The organism is Diaphorobacter sp. HDW4A (genome assembly GCF_011305995.1).
GTDB lineage: Bacteria > Pseudomonadota > Gammaproteobacteria > Burkholderiales > Burkholderiaceae_C > Diaphorobacter_A.
The window spans coordinates 3,454,489-3,470,437 of the sequence record NZ_CP049910.1 but is presented as its reverse complement, the minus strand read 5'-3'; the positions used below and the strand labels follow the sequence as shown (position 1 = coordinate 3,470,437).

General features: G+C 62.2%; 14 protein-coding genes. 6 read left to right on the top strand and 8 right to left on the bottom strand.

Features of this window, described 5'->3' with window-relative positions; all coding sequences use genetic code 11:
• Positions 1 to 146: 146 nt before the first annotated feature.
• The gene (locus tag G7047_RS15805) at positions 147 to 1,304 is read left to right on the top strand and encodes a BMP family ABC transporter substrate-binding protein (protein ID WP_166307305.1); all 1,158 of its coding nucleotides are present in this window, start codon (positions 147 to 149) and stop codon (positions 1,302 to 1,304) included.
• Positions 1,305 to 1,400: 96 nt separating this feature from the next.
• Here G7047_RS15805 and G7047_RS15800 read toward each other — a convergent pair whose 3' ends face one another.
• The 5 genes from G7047_RS15800 to G7047_RS15780 form a co-directional block, all read right to left on the bottom strand.
• Positions 1,401 to 4,001 (bottom strand): autotransporter outer membrane beta-barrel domain-containing protein, encoded by a 2,601-nt coding sequence (locus G7047_RS15800; protein ID WP_166307302.1) that lies wholly within the window; start codon positions 3,999 to 4,001, stop codon positions 1,401 to 1,403.
• A gap of 987 nt (positions 4,002 to 4,988) precedes the next feature.
• Complete coding sequence (locus tag G7047_RS15795) at positions 4,989 to 6,326, bottom strand: FAD-binding oxidoreductase (protein ID WP_166307299.1); 1,338 nt, start codon at positions 6,324 to 6,326, stop codon at positions 4,989 to 4,991.
• Positions 6,323 to 7,072 carry an amino acid ABC transporter ATP-binding protein gene (locus G7047_RS15790; RefSeq protein WP_166307296.1) on the bottom strand — a complete coding sequence of 250 codons (750 nt, stop codon included), beginning with the start codon at positions 7,070 to 7,072 and terminating at the stop codon, positions 6,323 to 6,325. The genes G7047_RS15795 and G7047_RS15790 overlap by 4 nt, the downstream gene beginning before the upstream one ends.
• Entirely contained in the window at positions 7,069 to 7,734 is a 666-nt protein-coding gene (gene ehuD, locus G7047_RS15785; protein ID WP_166307293.1) for an ectoine/hydroxyectoine ABC transporter permease subunit EhuD, read from the bottom strand. Before ehuD ends, G7047_RS15790 begins: the two co-directional genes overlap by 4 nt.
• Before the next feature lie 37 nt (positions 7,735 to 7,771).
• A complete protein-coding gene (locus G7047_RS15780) occupies positions 7,772 to 8,542 on the bottom strand; it encodes an ABC transporter substrate-binding protein (RefSeq protein WP_166307290.1) in 771 nt (256 codons plus the stop codon).
• Positions 8,543 to 8,772: 230 nt separating this feature from the next.
• Here G7047_RS15780 and G7047_RS15775 point away from each other — a divergent pair, with 230 nt between their 5' ends.
• The 4 genes from G7047_RS15775 (at position 8,773) to G7047_RS15760 (ending at position 12,198) form a co-directional block, all read left to right on the top strand.
• Positions 8,773 to 9,576, top strand: a complete 804-nt coding sequence (locus G7047_RS15775; protein ID WP_166307287.1) for an IclR family transcriptional regulator — start codon at positions 8,773 to 8,775, stop codon at positions 9,574 to 9,576.
• 52 nt (positions 9,577 to 9,628) lie between these two features.
• Positions 9,629 to 9,982 (top strand): cupin domain-containing protein, encoded by a 354-nt coding sequence (locus G7047_RS15770; RefSeq protein WP_166307284.1) that lies wholly within the window; start codon positions 9,629 to 9,631, stop codon positions 9,980 to 9,982.
• Between the two features lie 174 nt (positions 9,983 to 10,156).
• On the top strand, positions 10,157 to 11,140 hold the full coding sequence (locus G7047_RS15765) for an aromatic ring-hydroxylating dioxygenase subunit alpha (protein WP_166307281.1): 984 nt from the start codon (positions 10,157 to 10,159) through the stop codon (positions 11,138 to 11,140).
• Positions 11,141 to 11,142: 2 nt separating this feature from the next.
• Positions 11,143 to 12,198: an adenosine deaminase gene (locus tag G7047_RS15760; protein ID WP_166307278.1), complete on the top strand. Its 1,056-nt coding sequence runs from the start codon at positions 11,143 to 11,145 to the stop codon at positions 12,196 to 12,198.
• A 292-nt stretch (positions 12,199 to 12,490) separates the two neighbouring features.
• On the opposite strand, the gene G7047_RS15755 is transcribed toward G7047_RS15760, so the two are convergent.
• The 3 genes from G7047_RS15755 to G7047_RS15745 form a co-directional block, all read right to left on the bottom strand.
• The gene (locus tag G7047_RS15755) at positions 12,491 to 12,763 is read right to left on the bottom strand and encodes a hypothetical protein (protein ID WP_166307275.1); all 273 of its coding nucleotides are present in this window, start codon (positions 12,761 to 12,763) and stop codon (positions 12,491 to 12,493) included.
• A gap of 91 nt (positions 12,764 to 12,854) precedes the next feature.
• The gene (gene kynA / locus G7047_RS15750) at positions 12,855 to 13,733 is read right to left on the bottom strand and encodes a tryptophan 2,3-dioxygenase (protein ID WP_166312093.1); all 879 of its coding nucleotides are present in this window, start codon (positions 13,731 to 13,733) and stop codon (positions 12,855 to 12,857) included.
• Between the two features lie 125 nt (positions 13,734 to 13,858).
• Entirely contained in the window at positions 13,859 to 14,434 is a 576-nt protein-coding gene (locus G7047_RS15745; protein ID WP_166307272.1) for an XRE family transcriptional regulator, read from the bottom strand.
• Between the two features lie 72 nt (positions 14,435 to 14,506).
• Here G7047_RS15745 and G7047_RS15740 point away from each other — a divergent pair, with 72 nt between their 5' ends.
• The gene (locus G7047_RS15740) at positions 14,507 to 15,946 is read left to right on the top strand and encodes an L-lactate permease (protein ID WP_166307269.1); all 1,440 of its coding nucleotides are present in this window, start codon (positions 14,507 to 14,509) and stop codon (positions 15,944 to 15,946) included.
• The last annotated feature ends 3 nt before the right edge of the window (positions 15,947 to 15,949 follow it).

Genomic DNA, 15,949 nt, shown 5'->3' with positions numbered 1-15,949 from the left:
AATTCCTTCATATTCTGTGAGCTTGGCCCGATTTGTGCATATATTTGCAACACGTTTCGAACTTTGACCTGACTCGGGTGTGTGTCGCCTGATCGAAAGGTTGGTTGGTTTTTGCGCTCTCCCACTATTCAACAGAGGAATCTCACATGATGGATCTCCAAAAACGTTCTTTGATCAAGGTTGCTGCGCTGTCCGCAGTGGCTGCCGCCGCGCTGGTTGGCTGTGGCAAGAAGGAGGAAGCTCCCGCGCCCGCACCGGCTCCTGCGCCTGCGGCGGCACCGGCACCTGCGGCTCCTGAGCCGCTGAAGATCGCGTTCGCCTACGTGGGCCCTGTGGGTGACGGTGGCTACACCTTCGCGCACGATGCTGGCCGCAAGGCGCTGGAGAAAGAATTCGGCGACAAGATCAAGACAACGTATGTGGAAAGCGTGCCCGAAGGCGCGGATGCTGAGCGCGTACTGCGCGACATGGCCACGCAGGGCAACAAGCTGATCTTCGGTACGACCTTCGGCTACATGGACATCATCCAGAAGCTGGCCCCCGAGTTCCCCGAAGTGAAGTGGGAACACGCGACTGGCTACAAGAGCGGCCCGAACTCCGCCACGTATGACTTCCGCACGTATGAAGGCGCCTACCTCGCTGGCATCATCGCTGGCGCGATGACCAAGTCCAACACGCTGGGCGTGGTCGGTTCGGTGCCGATTCCCGAAGTGCTGCGCAACATCAACAGCTTCACGCTGGGCGCGCAGTCGATGAACCCCAAGATCAAGACCAAGGTCGTGTGGGTGAATGAGTGGTTCGCACCACCCAAGGAAACCGAAGCCGCGACCTCGCTGATCAACGGCGGCGCCGACGTCCTGTTCCAGAACACCGACTCCGCAGCCGTGCTCAAGACCGCCGAAGAAAAGGGCAAGCGTGCCTTCGGTTGGGATTCCGACATGACCGCCTACGGCCCCAAGGCCCACCTCGGTTCGGCCATCTTCAATCCAGCTGGCTACTACATCAAGACCACCAAGGATGCACTGGAAGGCAAGTGGACCACCCAGCAATCGTGGTGGGGCGTGAAGGAAGGCGCGATCGACATGGTCTCGATGGCCGACGACATTCCAGCCGATGTGAAGGCCAAGGTCGAAGAAGTGAAGAAGGGTCTGGCAGACGGTTCCTTCAGCATCTGGAAGGGCCCTATTGCCGGTCAGGATGGCAAGGAGCTGATCGCTTCCGGCACCGTGGCCGATGACGCGTTCCTCAAGGGTGTGAACTTCTACGTCAAGGGTGTTGAAGGCAAGGTGCCAGGCGGCAAGTAATTACCGTCGCACCCTGCGAAGAAAGGGCCGCTTGATGAAGCGGCCTTTTTGTTTTTGGAGTCGACGGCAGCAGCGGGCGCTGCGTGCCTCAATCGCTCAACAATCCACGCGTTGCTTTGCTGACTTGCGACGACGCAGCTCGGCTGCGCCTAACACCATCGCAAACAGGCTCATCAGAGAGCCACCAAGCGGCCCCATCACCGGCACCGGTGTGGTGGTGGCCGGTGCTTTGGCGGTTGGCGTGAAGCTGGCCGGTGCGGACACAGCGCTGGTTGATCCGTCGCTCAAGTTGGCGATGGCAGTGCAGGTGTAGAGGACGTCGTTGGTCAGGCCCGTCAGCGCGATGGGGCTGCTGCCGGTGACGGTGACCGGCGCGCCCGTGGCGGGAGTGCAGGTCAGCGTGTAGTCCTTCACGGTGACGCCGCTCGGCAGATTGGCGGGCGGCGCAATCGTGACCGTGCCCTTGGTGTCGCCGGGCACGGTGCCGGTGATGCTCGGGGTGAGTATGGGCGGGGTCACCTGCATGGTGTTGGACTGCGGCGTGACCGTGCCGTCGCTCAGCGTGGCGGTGGTCACACAGTTGTAGGTGGTGCCGTTGGTCATGCCGGGCATGGTCAGGGGGCTGGCGCCGTTGGCCGTCACCGCTGCGCCGCCGGTGGTGGGCGTGCAGTTCATGTTGTAGCCTGTCACCGTCACGCCTGTGGGCAGATTGCCGGGCGGATCAATAGTGAGCACGGCCTGCGAGTTACCCGGCGTGGCCGTGGTGATCGTGGGTGCGGCCACGGTCTGCAGGTACCAGTTGTTGCCCACCTGCTGCAGGCGGTAGACAAAGCCGTTTACCGCCACGGCATGCGCAAGCGCGAAGGCGTTGGCTGGCGATGGGCTTGTGCCCTGCACGACCAGGATGCCCACGGGAGCCTGTGCGCCCGCTCCGCCCAGGTTCTGCACATCGATCTGCGTGGTGCCTGTAATTGCGCCGCCCACCACCAATTTATCGCTTGGCGCGCCATCGCCTGCGAGCTGCGTTCCCAGCACCAGCGTGCCGTTGTTGCCGATGTATGCGCCGCTGCTCATGAGCACCGTGGTGGGTTGAGGATTCGTGTTGGCGGGCAGGCTCACCACACCCGCGTTGGCGAGGCTTTTGACGGTCTGCGCAAGGCCATTGGCATCCATCGCGCCGTCACTCAGCACTACGTAGTCGGAACTTGCAGAGAACGCGTTGGCCGCACCCGCGCTCAACACGCTGGCCGTTGGATTGGTAGGCAGGGCTTTGCTCGCACCCGATCCTCCGATGGTGGTGACGCCCGTGTGCGTATCGGCACCGCTCGTGGCAAGCATCAGCCTGTTGCCCGCAGCCACCGTCAACTTGCCAGCGCCCTGGATCGTGCCAGAGTAAATCGTGCTTGCCATGCGCGAGCCATCGCCCGCGCTGTTGTCCGGGCCTACAACAAGGTGCGAGCTAGCTCCAGCGATGCTGACCGCGCTTGCCGCATCGCCTTCCAGCGAACCGATGCGCACAGCGGTGAAATCAATACTCAGCTGACTCGCGTTGAGCTGCACACGCGAGCCCGCAGCGTCTGGTGCCGTTGTCGCGCTCGCGAAATACAGCACCCCGCCCGAATTGGCAGACAAGGCCGTGCCGCCGCTGTCCGCACCTTCGGAGAACGTGATCTGTCCGCCGTTTTCCGCCAGCGCGCCATAGTTGATGTTGCCCTGCTTTTCAGCCGTCATGCTCATGGCAAGCGACTGTGCAGTAGCAACTCGGACCAACGTGCCCGTGCCATCGGAATTCAAAACCGCCGAGCCTGCACCTGAGACATTCGATGTGGCTGCGGGCAGGAAAGTGTGCGGCGTCGCGCTGTCATCAAACACTAGTTGCGCGCCTGCGTCCGCACGCATTGCATGCGACTTCGCGCCTTTGGTGATGATCGTGCTCGCGTTATATGGCGTGCTGAGCGTTCCGCTCGGGCCGCCGGTCACCCACAGGCCGTGGGCGTTGTCTTTTTCGGTGGTGATGGTGTTGCCGTCGATGAGCAGGTTGCCTAGCATCTTGATTCGCCCGCCAGCCGAGCCCGGACTGTGGGTGGTGATGACGGTGCCGCGCGAGGTGATCAGACCTCCGGAATTAGGGCTGGCGCCTTCCACAAACAGCGCGTGATTGTCCTGCGCGCCGAACATGTGGATGGTGTTGGGTGTGTCGTTTGCGTCGCGGTCAAGCCTGATGGCATCCTGAACGCCAGTTGCCAGAACCGCATAATTGTTGATTGCCGAAGACGCCACGTATTGCGCTACATTGGCCTCCACATTGTTGCCCGCCGCATCCACAGGGCGGCCATAGCTTGTCCAGTCCGCTTTTTCCAGATACTGCGGCCAACCTGAAGGCGCGGTTTCTGGGGGGCTACCGTTCCAAGAGTTGGTCAGCCGCTTGTTGCCAAGCACAACGCCGCCAGCGATGAAGTTGCCGTTCAGATAGGCTCTGGACGCGCTGGCCACTGCAATCACGCTGCGACTGCCCGAACTGTATAACTGACCACTATCGACCGTAGTCCTCGAGCCAGTTCTTGCTGCAACATTGTTCGATCCATCGCCTTTGGTGGCGATGTGAAGTCGCTGCGCATCGATGGTTGCGGCGGCAGTGCGCCAAGACCATAGACCCGTTCCATCCAGCGCATTCATGACGATGCTGCTGTCTTTCAACCACACGCTGCTGGCGCTTTCTGAAACCAGACCAATTTGATTGCCTAAACCGCCTCCGATGGCAGAGGTCTGATCCAATCGCAGGTAATCCATGAACCATTTGGAATTCACTGTCAGAATGGCTCGCGATCCCACTGTGCTTGGTACCTGCATATCGGTGTAACTAGCCCATCCCGAGGCGCCTCCGCGTAGGTCCAGACTACCCCAGTTGTAGTTATTGGTTTGCCCAGCAATGAAAACGCGATTTGGTTCCGCTCCATTCAGAACCACTTTGATTGGCAATTCCGTGTAAACACCTCTATCCGTAGTGGCGTAACGCAAGCTTCGGGTGTCAGGTTGGACTATGGTGTTCGTGCCTAGCTGGGGTATGGCTGTTCCGCTAAATCCAGGAGCGTTTGACCAATCTTGAAAGGTGCCTGAATAGGGGGTGAATGTGCCGTCGACGTTTGGTTTGGCAACAAGCAAGGCTTGATTCGCGCAGATCCCTTGTGTGCTGTCACTGGTTGCACTTGCACAGTTGGCCGCCATGCTCGCTCCCGAATGACAAGCCAGCGCCGCCGCAACGGCTAGGGCACTGTAGGCAAGAACGGGGGGCTTCTGTGCAGCGTGCATACGCTGCCGTGCCGTGGAATCTCTCTCTTGTACGGGTTTGTTCTTTGTCATGGCCAATCGAAGATGGGTTGGTCAGTTGATGCGTCTGCGTCCGTTAAAGAAACAGATCACTCGCATCTCATCAACTTGATTGCCAGTACGTCAGAAAAATGCCGATCACCAGCCGCTCAAGTCGTCAGACTGGTAATTTACTTTCAATATTTAGAAACTACAACAAATGCATGGCGATTGTAGTTTTGCTAACAATTGGCGTGGCGTGACAGGCTTGAACCCATGGGATGCGGAAGAGGGCAGTTGGGGCTCACAAAAGTAAAAACGCCCGATGCGATGCACTGGGCGTTTTCGTGATGAATCAGGCCGCGTGCGCAGTCCGGATCACTTGCCCATGCGATCCAGCAGGCTGTACCAGGCCACGCCCGCTGCGATGTAGAAGCGCTGCAGGCCGTGCATCGGAATCGGCTGGATGGTCGAGATCGGGAACGGGCAGGACTGCGCGTTCTTGCCATCAAGCAGCGCTGCCACTTGCTGGCCCATGCAGGTCGCGAGCGCAATGCCACGGCCGTTGTAGCCCACGGCCATGGTGATGCCGGGGGCGGGCTGGTGGATGTGGGGCATGAAGTCGCGGGTGACGGCGATGCGACCGGCCCAGCGGTATTCGTACTCGACCTTGCCAAGCTGCGGAAACATCAGTTCGAGCGAGCGTTCGAGATGCGCGAAATCCGGCGCGCCTTGCGGATCGGCGAAGTGGCCGCGTCCGCCCATCAGCAATCGGCCCTGCGCATCCTTGCGGAAGTACAGCAGCAGGCGTTGCGAGGTGGAGCCGGTCTCGCCCTTGTCGAGAATGCCCGCGCCCTTGGCGCCCAGCGGCTTGGTCGCCACGATGAAGCTGTTGGCCGCGAGGACCGTGCGCGCCAAGCCGGGCCACAGGCCGTCGGTGTAGCCATTGGTGCCGATGACGACTTGCCGCGCCTTGATCTGGTGGCCTTGGGCCGTGGTGGCGATCCAGTGGTTGCCCTGGCGTTCGAGTTTTGTGATCGGCGTCTGCCCATGCACGCGCACGCCCTGTGCCAGCGCTGCGCGCGCGAGGCCGCGTGCGTAGGCCAGCGGCTGGATGCCGCCCGCGCGTCCGTCGAGCCAGCCACCGGCGAAGGCGTTCGTGCCCATGCGCTTGGTGAGTTCGGCGCGGCCCAGCATCTCGACCGACACTCCGCGCTTTTCCCATTGCCGCGCACGCGCATGCATGCCCGCAACGGCCTCTTCGGTGTAGCCCACCTGCAGCCAACCGGCGCGCACGGGGGCGCAATCGATCCGGTGTTTGGCGATCAGGTCGAACACCAGATCGCCTGAGGCCGAAACGGTCTCGATCAGCGCCTCGCCCTGTTTGGCGCCGTACATGCGGATCAGCTCGTCGGGGTCGTACTTGAGCGTCGGATTGACCTGGCCGCCGTTGCGGCCGGATGCGCCCCAGCCCGGTGCGTGCGCATCGACCACGCAGACGCTCGCGCCCGTGTCGGCCAGATGCAGCGCGGTCGACAGGCCGGTGTAGCCCGCGCCGATCACCAGCACATCGGTGCTGATGGATTCGGCCAGCGCGGGTGTTTCGGGTGCGGCGGGCGCGGTGGCGGCCCACAGTGAATCGGCCGTGGGATGCGAGGAAACGGACCGAACGGAGCGGTCCGGCGCAATGCTCGCTGCTGTCAGCGTCGCTGTCATGCCGCCACCTTCTCGATGGGGGCGTGCAGCACGCGGCGCAGAAAGTCCTGCGTGCGTGCTTGTGTGGGCGCGCCGAGCACCTGCGATGCAGGGCCTTCTTCGACGATGTTGCCGCTGTGCAGAAAGCACACGCGGTCGGCCACTTCGCGGGCGAAGCCCATTTCATGGGTCACGACGATCATCGTCATGCCTTCGTTGGCGAGCTGGCGCATCACTTCAAGCACATCGCCGACCAGCTCGGGGTCGAGCGCGGACGTGGGTTCGTCGAACAGCATGGCCTCGGGCTTCATCGCCAGTGCGCGGGCAATCGCCACGCGCTGCTGCTGTCCGCCCGAAAGCTGCGGTGGCATGGCGTGCGATTTCTCGACCAGCCCCACCTTGCGCAGCAGCTCCATGGCTTCTTCGCGCACCTTTTCCTTGGGCTCGCGCTTGACCTGCACGGGGCCTTCCATCACGTTTTCGAGCACCGTGCGGTGCGGGAACAGGTTGAAGCGCTGGAATACCATGCCCATGCGGCGGCGCAGCAGGTGGATGTTGCTGGCCGCGCTGTTGACCACTTCGCCGAACGCGCGCACCTCGCCGCCCTGATAGGTTTCGAGGCCGTTGATGCAGCGGAGCACCGTTGACTTGCCAGAGCCCGAAGGGCCGATCAGGCAGACCACTTCGCCGCGTTGCACGTTCAGGCTCACGTCATGCAGCACGCGGTGGTCGCCGAAGGACTTTTCCAGATGTTTTATCTCGATCATGGCTTTCTCTTCCCCACGCCAAATCGCTTTTCAAGACGGCGAAGCATGCCCACCAGTGGCAGACTCATCGCCAGATAGAGCAGGGCCACGAGCGTGTAGACGGTCATGTTCTGGAACGTCGACGAGGCGATCAGCTGCCCGGCGCGCGTCATTTCGGCCACGGTGATGGTGGAGACCAGCGACGAGTCCTTGAGCATCATGACCAGCGTGTTGCCGTAGGGCGGCAGCGCGATGCGGAACGCCTGCGGCAGGATCACGCGGCGCATCAGCATGGCCGGGCGCATGCCCATCGCAAGCGCGGCTTCGCGCTGGCCGGGATCGACGGCTTCGATGCCCGCGCGGAAGTTTTCCGCTTGGTACGCCGAGTACGCGATACCGAGGCCGATCACGCCCGCCTGCATGGCGCTGAGCTGGATGCCGAAGTCCGGCAGCACGAAGTAGATGTAGAACAGCTGCACAATGATGGGCAGCCCACGGATGACGTTGATGATGGTCGAGGACACCACCGAAACCGCCTTGATCCGCGAGAGCTTGCCCAGCGCGAGGACCAGACCGAGCACGCTGGACAGCAGGAACGACAGCACGGTGACCTGCACCGTGACGACCGCACCCTGCAGCAGGATCGGCAGGAAATCGCGCGCGTGTTGAATGAAATCTTGCATGGGATAACGCAGTAGGTAACGCAGTCTTCAGCGGACTTCAGATGCCCCACTTCTTGACGATCTGGGCCAGCGAACCATCGGTCTTGATGGTGGCGATGGCCTTGTTCAGTCGGTTCAGTGTGTCGATGTCGCCTTTGCGCACGATGAGGCAGACGTCGCTCACATTGGTGGACTTGTAGCCGTTGGCCATCTTCACGCCTTGGAAAGCCTTCTGGCTGATCTGGTAGACCATGATGGGCTGGTCGCCGATGGCAGCCTTGATGCGGCCAAGCGCCAGATCGCGCGACATGTCGGCCACGGAGTCATACGTGCGCACTTCCTTGAAGATGCCCTTTTTCTGCAGCATGTCGACAAAGATGGTGCCGACCTGCGCGCCCACGACCTCGCCCTTGAGCTCATCGAGCGTGGGGTAGTTGCGGTTGTCGTCGGCCTTGACCATCAGGCCCTCGCCATACGAATACACCGGGTCGCTGAATTCCACCACCTGTTGGCGCGCGGCCGTCTTGAGCATCGCGGCCGAGATGATGTCGATCTTGTTCGAGGTGAGCGAGGGAATCAGCGCGGCGAAGGCCGTCTGCTGCACCGTGACCTGGAAGCCGCCGGCCTTGGCCACTGCCTGCGCGGTGTCGACCATCATGCCCTGGATGCTGTTGCTCTTGATGTCCAGAAAGGTGAATGGAATGCCGGTGGCCGTCGCTCCGACGTTGTAGCTCGCGGGTGCGGCGCCTTGCGCTGCGGCGAAACTGAACGTGGAGGCGAGGCAGAGTCCGAGTGCGAGGCGCAGAGCGGGACGGATGAAGGATGGCATGTGAAGACTCCTTGGACAGACTGAATGGGAAGGTGATGAATCGTTGGCAATTCACCAGTCGGGTGCGGACTTCCGGGGCGAAACCTGCCGTGTGATTGCCGCGCAGACAACTTAGCAAGAACCGTGCAATCATCGATTCGAAACACTCATATATGAATAGGTGATAACCACTATTAGATTTTGTCGTATCGATATTCGATATTTAAGATGTGGAGATAAACTCGCATCCCATGACCAAAGCGACCCAGCCTGCGCCCGAGGAAGATTCGAATCCGCTGTTTAACCAGTCTCTGGAGAAGGGGCTGGCGGTACTGTGTGCTTTCAGCGCGCAGCGGCGCAGCATGACGTTGGCCGATCTGGCCGAGGCCGCGGGCATTAGCAAGAGTTCCGCGCAGCGCATGGTGTTCACGCTCGAAAGCCTGGGCTTTGTGCGCAAGCACCCCAAGACTCGGCGCTACCAGCTCACGCCGCGCGTCATGCGCATCGGCTTCAACTACCTGGCGGCCAATCCCATCATCGATCTGGCCAACCCCTATCTCTCGGAGCTGACCAACGCAACCACCGAAACCACCTGCCTCACCGAGGCCGACGGGCTCGAGATGGTCTACGTCGCCCGCTTCGTGAGCGCGCAGTTCGTGCCGGTGCACATGCCGATCGGCAGCCGCATCCCCATGTACTGCACCGCCTCGGGGCGTGCATGGCTCAGCGCCTTGCCCGATGAGGAGGCGCTTGCACTCATCCGCGAAAGCGAGCGCGTGGCGCACACGCGTTTCACCATCACCGACGAGGACGCGCTGATGCGCGACCTGCGCGAGGCCCGCGAGCGCGGCTATGCGATCAACCGCGAAGAGCTGTTCCTCGGCGACATGACGCTCGGCGCGCCCGTACTCGGCAGCCATGGCCGCCCGGTGGCGGCGGTGCACATCGTCGCGCCCACCAGCCGCTGGACGCTGGCCGAAGCCGAGCAGCGCCTCGGCCCCTCGCTGCTGGCCTGCGCGCGTTCGTTGAACAATTCGGTGCGCGCGCTCGACTAGCCGCACCACATCCCATCCAACATACGATTTTTAGAAAGAAGGAGTTCCGGTTTTGAGCATTCAAGTCATTTCCAACGACAGAGCCCTCGCATCGCTCGTGAGCAGTGGCACCGTGGCGATCCCGCTGAGCGAGCCCGCCTGTCAGCTGCGCACGCTCGACGTGACCATCACCGACAGGCCCGCCGTCGACACCGGCTTCTGGGAATGCGCGGAAGGCCAGTTCCGCCGCGCGGTGGACACCGGCGAAGTGATGTACATCTTCGAAGGCTCGGGCAGCTTCATGCCCGATTCCGACGACGAGCCGAGCATCGAATTCAAGGCGGGCGACACGCTGTTCTTCCCCCCGTTCACACGCGGCGTATGGGACATTCGCGAGAAGGTGCGCAAGCTGTATGTGATGGTGTGAGGCAGGCCTGAAGCGGGTACTTGCTGGCTGACGATCAGCCAACCGTCACACGGGGCCAAAAGGCCTGTAACCAGCGCGCTTCAGCACTCTTGGCGTAAGATCGCCAGCACGCTCCAAAGGCCGCCCCAGGGCGGCTTTTTTGTTGGCATACAAGAATTTCAGGTAGTCCTCCCCATGATCGAAAACACCCTCTGGCACCCCGTCGCGCAATCGCACGAGGTGCTGCAAGACGCCCCACTGTCCGTGCAATTGCTCGACCAGCCAGTAGTCCTCTGGCGCAATAACGAAGGCGCCGTGCAGGCCTTTGTCGACCGCTGCCCGCATCGCGGTGCGCGCCTGTCGATGGGGCGTGTCGAGAATGGTCATCTCGAATGCCCATACCACGGCTGGCAGTTCGCATCGGGCGGTCAGTGCGTGAAGGTGCCAGCGGTGCCCGACTTCGTTCCGCCCGCAACGCAGCGCGTGAAGGCCTTCGATGTGCAGGAGGCCTACGGTCTCGTCTGGGTGTGGCTTGAACAGGGCGAGGCGGCTACAGAACTGCCGCGCTTCGTCGGCGAGGAAGATGCGCATCTGCGCAAGGTGAACTGTGGCCCTTACGACGTGGCCGCGAGCGCGCCGCGCATCATCGAGAATTTCCTCGACATGTCGCACTTTGGCTTCGTGCACGAAGGCTGGCTCGGCAGCCGCGACGCGACGGCCATGGCCACCTACAAGGTCGAGAACACCGCCACTGGCGTGCTCGCCACGGGATGCAAGGCCGTGCAGCCGCAGTCCAATCTGCATTCCACGCAGGCCGCCGAGGTCGAGTACACCTACGAAGTGACCGCTCCCTACACGGCAGTGCTCACCAAGATCCCGGAAGAGGGCAGCTCCAAGCAGGGCTGGCGCGAGGCCATCGGCCTGTTTATCTGCCCGCTCACGGCCGACACGTCGCGCGTGTGGTTCCGTTTGGCCGTGGCCGATTTTGAATCGACCGACGCGCAACTGCGTGAATTCCAGCACACGATTTTTGTGCAGGACCAGCCGGTTCTGGAGTCACAATTACCCAAGGCGCTGCCGCTCGATCCACGTGCGGAAATGCACTCGGTGGCGGACCGCATGTCCTCCGCCTACCGCCGTTACCTCAAGGCCAGCGGCATCACCTTTGGAGTTTGCTGATCATGACGTTCCAAGTATCCGCCATCGATCCCGCACGTCTGCCCGCGCTGCTCAAGGCCATGCCCAAGGCCGAACTGCACATGCACATCGAAGGTTCGCTCGAACCTGAAATGATCTTCGCGCTGGCCGAGCGCAACGGCGTCAAGCTCGCCTACGACAGCGTCGAAGCGCTGCGCCGCGCATACGCCTTCACCGATCTGCAGAGCTTTCTCGACATCTACTACGCCGGTGCGAGCGTGCTGCTCAAGGAGCAGGATTTCTACGACATGGCGCGCGCCTATCTCGACCGCGCCGTGGCTGACAACGTCGTGCGCACCGAGATGTTCTTCGACCCGCAGACCCACACCGACCGGGGCGTGCCCATAGCCGTGGTAATCAACGGCCTGCACCGCGCCTGCGGGGATGCCGAGCGTGAGCAGGGCATCTCTGCCGCGCTGATCCTGTGCTTTCTGCGGCACCTGTCTGAAGAAGCCGCCATCGCCACATTCAAGGCAGCGCTGCCGTACAAAGACAAATTCATCGGCATAGGCCTCGACAGCAGCGAGGTCGGCCACCCGCCCGAAAAGTTCGCCCGCGTCTTCGCCATGGCCAAGGCAGAGGGCCTGCATCTCGTCGCCCATGCCGGCGAAGAAGGCCCACCGGAATACATCTGGAGCGCGCTCGACGTGCTGCATGTGGAGCGCATAGACCACGGCGTGCAATCCGTGCGCGACCCGAAACTCATGCAACGCCTCGCCAAGGACCGCATCGCGCTCACCGTCTGCCCGCTGTCCAACGAAAAACTCTGCGTGTTCCCCACGCTGGCCGATCACAACATCAAACAACTGCTCGAAGCAGGCCTCGTCGCTACGGTGAACTCCGACGACCCGGCGTATTTCGGCGGCTACATGAACACCAACTTCACCCGCCTCTTTGCCGAAGTGCCAGGGCTTACGGCGCAACATGCTTACCAGTTGGCGTTCAACAGCATTTATGCCAGTTTTGCGTCGGTGGGGGATAAGGGGCGTTGGGTGAGGCAGTTGGACGAGGCGTTTGAAGAGGCCGCTGCGGCAGCTTGATTGATCAGCGCATCGCAATCGAATGAGGGCCTGAGCGTTCCGCTCGTTGCCCCCACACGGGCGTAACCTCGTCCACGCTGTACTGCCGCTGGGGTGACGTGCAGCAACTGCTGGCCGACTACGCGATGTGTATCGGCTGCTGTTTGAGTTGGGGTGGCTGTCGACCCTGAGCAGTGATAGCGGTTGCTCCATGGCTGACATGCACCAGTCAGCCTCACCCTGCGGCGAAGACTCGTCGGAACTGTCGCTAAGGAACGCTGCTGGCCGCAGGCCTTGGTGGCCTCAAGCGACTTCACTCCTGCTGAGTTTGAACGACGACCACGATGCACTCGCTTCCACCGACGTCAATTGACTTGCGCCAAGCATGCTTGATGTTCGATACAGTGGAGAACTCGCCATATGCCTTTGAAGCGAGTTCTTTCAGAAGTGCTGGAGTCAGAGCTGGAAGCGCGCCGGAAGGAATGTTCGAACACCAAGTCGAAATGAATCCTCGATAGTTGCTGTGACTTCCCTGCGTTACGTGGGTAGCGCCTTTGTAGGAAACGATGTAGGTGTACAAGGGCATCAATGTACTTTCGTTAGGTGGCTGAGTTGCTCAGAATTGTGGGCGAGCCTTGAACGTCCCATCGTGGCCGGGCAGAGGCCTTCACCTCATCTCAAAGCGCCGTCCTCAACCGCCAAATCTCCGGAAACAGAACCACCTCCAACATCTTCCGCAGATAACTCACCCCGCCAGTCCCCCCCGTCCCGCGTTTGAACCCGATCACGCGTTCCACGGTGGTCACATGGCGGAAACGCCAGAGGCGGAAGGCGTCTTCAATATCCGCGAGTTTTTCGCCGAGCTGGTAGAGGTCCCAATACTTGTGCGGATCGCGGTAGACCTCCAGCCAGGCGGCTTCTACGCCTTCGCTGTATTCATAGGGTTGTGTCCAGTCGCGTTGCAGGCGGTCGGCGGGGACGTTGAGGCCTTCGCGGGCCAGCAGTTGGAGTGATACGTCGTAGAGCGAGGGTGCTTCGTAGGCGGTTTGCACTTGGGCGAGCAGGTCGCTGCGGTGCTCGTGGGGCTTGAGCATGGCGGCGTTCTTATTGCCCAGTGAGAACTCGATGCTGCGGTATTGATAACTTTGGAAACCGCTCGAATTGGCGAGGTAAGGGCGCATGGCCGAGTATTCGGGCGGGGTCATGGTGGAGAGCACGGTCCAGGCGCTGACCAGTTGTTCCATGATGCGGCTCACGCGGGCGAGCATCTTGAAGGCGTCGGCGCGGGTGCCGCCTGCGATGGCGGCGATGGCGGCGCGCAGTTCATGCAGCATGAGCTTCATCCAGAGTTCGCTGGTCTGGTGCTGCACGATGAACAGCATCTCGTCATGCGCGGGCGACAAGGGGTGCTGAGCGTTCAGGATCTCGTCGAGATGCAGGTAGTCGCCATAGCTCATGTCGCGGCTGAAATCGAGCTTGGCTTTTTCGTCCTTGACGATGGATTCGGTGGTGGTGGTCGTGTTTGCAGTGGCGCTGCTGGCCGGGTTGTCTCGCATGGTGCTGGTCATTCTTTTGAAATGGGGAGGAGTGATTCAGTGCTTCTTTGTATGCGCTGAATCACGGTGTGCGTTGTGCTCGGTGAGTTGCGAAATTGTAGGTCGTGGGCCTGTGTCCGTGCGCGTCATTTCATTGGGGCAATTACCAGCAGCATGAGCCGCGCAGTCTTGCGGCCTTCGTTGGCGAAGCGGTGTTCGGTGTCCATGTCTAGCACGGCGGTGTCGCCCGCGTTGAGCAGCACGGATTCCTGGCCGATCCACACGCGCACATCGCCTTCGAGAATATGGAATACCTCGCGCGTGCCCGCGCGGTGGGCGGCGAAGTGGCTTGATTCTGCACCGGGCGGCAAGCGGTATTGCACCAGCTCGAGTCCCGGCGAGGGGTGGGCGAGAGCGAGGCGTTCAACGCCCGATTCCTCATGCACGTAGCGCCGATATTCCCCCTTGCGCGTGATCTGCACCTCGCCTTCCGATTGGATCAGCTCGCCAAGTTCGCAGCCAAGGCCGCGTGCGATCGCGAGCGCGTTGCGCAGGCTCGCGCCGAGCAGGCCGCGCTCCACGCGCGAGAGTGCGCCGGGCGATACGCCGCTGGCTTCGGCGAGTTGGTCGAGCGTGATGCCGAGCTGCGAGCGGCGGGACCGCACGGCGAGGCCGAATTGCACATCGGGTTCTGCGGGGGATGAAATTTCGTGAGAAGGCATGATTGACGAATTTCCTATGCGCAAATAAAATTGCGTAAACGAAATTTAGCGAAATTTTAACGGAGTGGCGAAATGCAGCTGATTTGGAGTGCGCTGCCGGTCTTGGTGGTGATTGTGGCGCTGTTTGCGGGCGTGCGGTCGCTGCATGCCGCGTTGTTGGGCGTGGTGTTGGCGCTGGTGGGTATGGCGGCGGCGTTTCCGCTCACGGGCGATGCCGCTTTTTCCGCGCTGCGCGTGTGGCTGCCGGTGCTGGTGGAGGTGCTGCTGATCGTGGGCGGCGGGCTGCTGCTGTCGGAGGTGCTGCGCGTGGCGGGCGCGCAGAAGGCGCTCGCGCAATGGATTCTTGCGCGCACCGGCCACGGCGTGGGCGCGGTGCTGCTGGTGGTGCATGGCGTCACGCCGTTTGCGGAATCACTGACGGGCTTTGGCATCGGCATCACCATCGGCATTCCGCTGCTGGTGCATTGCGGGCTGTCTGCGCGCAAGGTGGCTGTGATCGGTCTGCTGGGGCTGTGCGCCGTGCCGTGGGGCTCCATGGGGCCGGGCACGCTGATTGCAGCGACGATGGCGGGACTGCCGCTCGATGCGCTGGGCGTGGCGTCGGCCTATGTGAGCGTGATTCCGTTCGTGATTACCGGCGTGGTGGCCGCATGGCTGGCGAGCGAGCCCGGTGCGCGTGGCGGGGCGGTGGCGCAGGGCACTGTTTCGGGGCTGCTGCTGACGGTGGCGGTGGCCGTGGCCAACCTCACGGTGGGGACGGCACCTGCGGGGGCGCTGGGCGCGCTGGTGATGATTCTGTTGTTCCTCGCTCGCGGGCATTTCGGGGCGCGCAAGGCAACCGAAGGCGCGGCGCGCGTAGCGCTTGGTGCGCTGGGTGCGCTGGGTGCGCGGGCACTCACGGCCTATGCGGTGCTGCTGTTCGGCGTATTGTTGGCTGGTGTGGTTTTGCGCGTGCTGCAGCTCTCGCCAGCTCTGCATGTGCTGGCGTCGCCGGGCGTGTGGCTGTTCATCGCGGCGCTGTATTTTTCACGAGGGCTGCCACCACAGGCAGTGCTCAGAAGCAGCGCGAAATCCTGGTCGCAGGTGGCACCTGTAACGGGCCTGTTCATCGTGCTCGGCGTGCTGATGGCTGTCTCAGGCATGGCTGCGCAACTGGCGCGCGCGCTGTCTGCCGGGGGCGTGGCGTATCTGTTTGCTGCGCCGTTCGTGGGGGCGCTGGGCGGCTTCGCGACGGGCTCGAACACGGGTGCGAATGCGATGTTCGCCGCCACGCAGGCCGAGATCGCACGTGCGCTCTCCGTGCCGCTGCTGCCCTTCATGGCGGTGCACAACGTGAGTGCGGCGCTGCTGCTGATGGCCTCGCCCGGCAAGATCGAGATGGCCTGCCACCTCGCCCCGCCCGAGGCGCTGCAGAGCCGCCGCTGGGTTCAGATGACCGTGCTGTGGACGGATATGGCGGCGGTCGCGCTGATGGCGCTGCTCAACGTGTTGTTGGGCCTGTATTTGCGTTAGCAG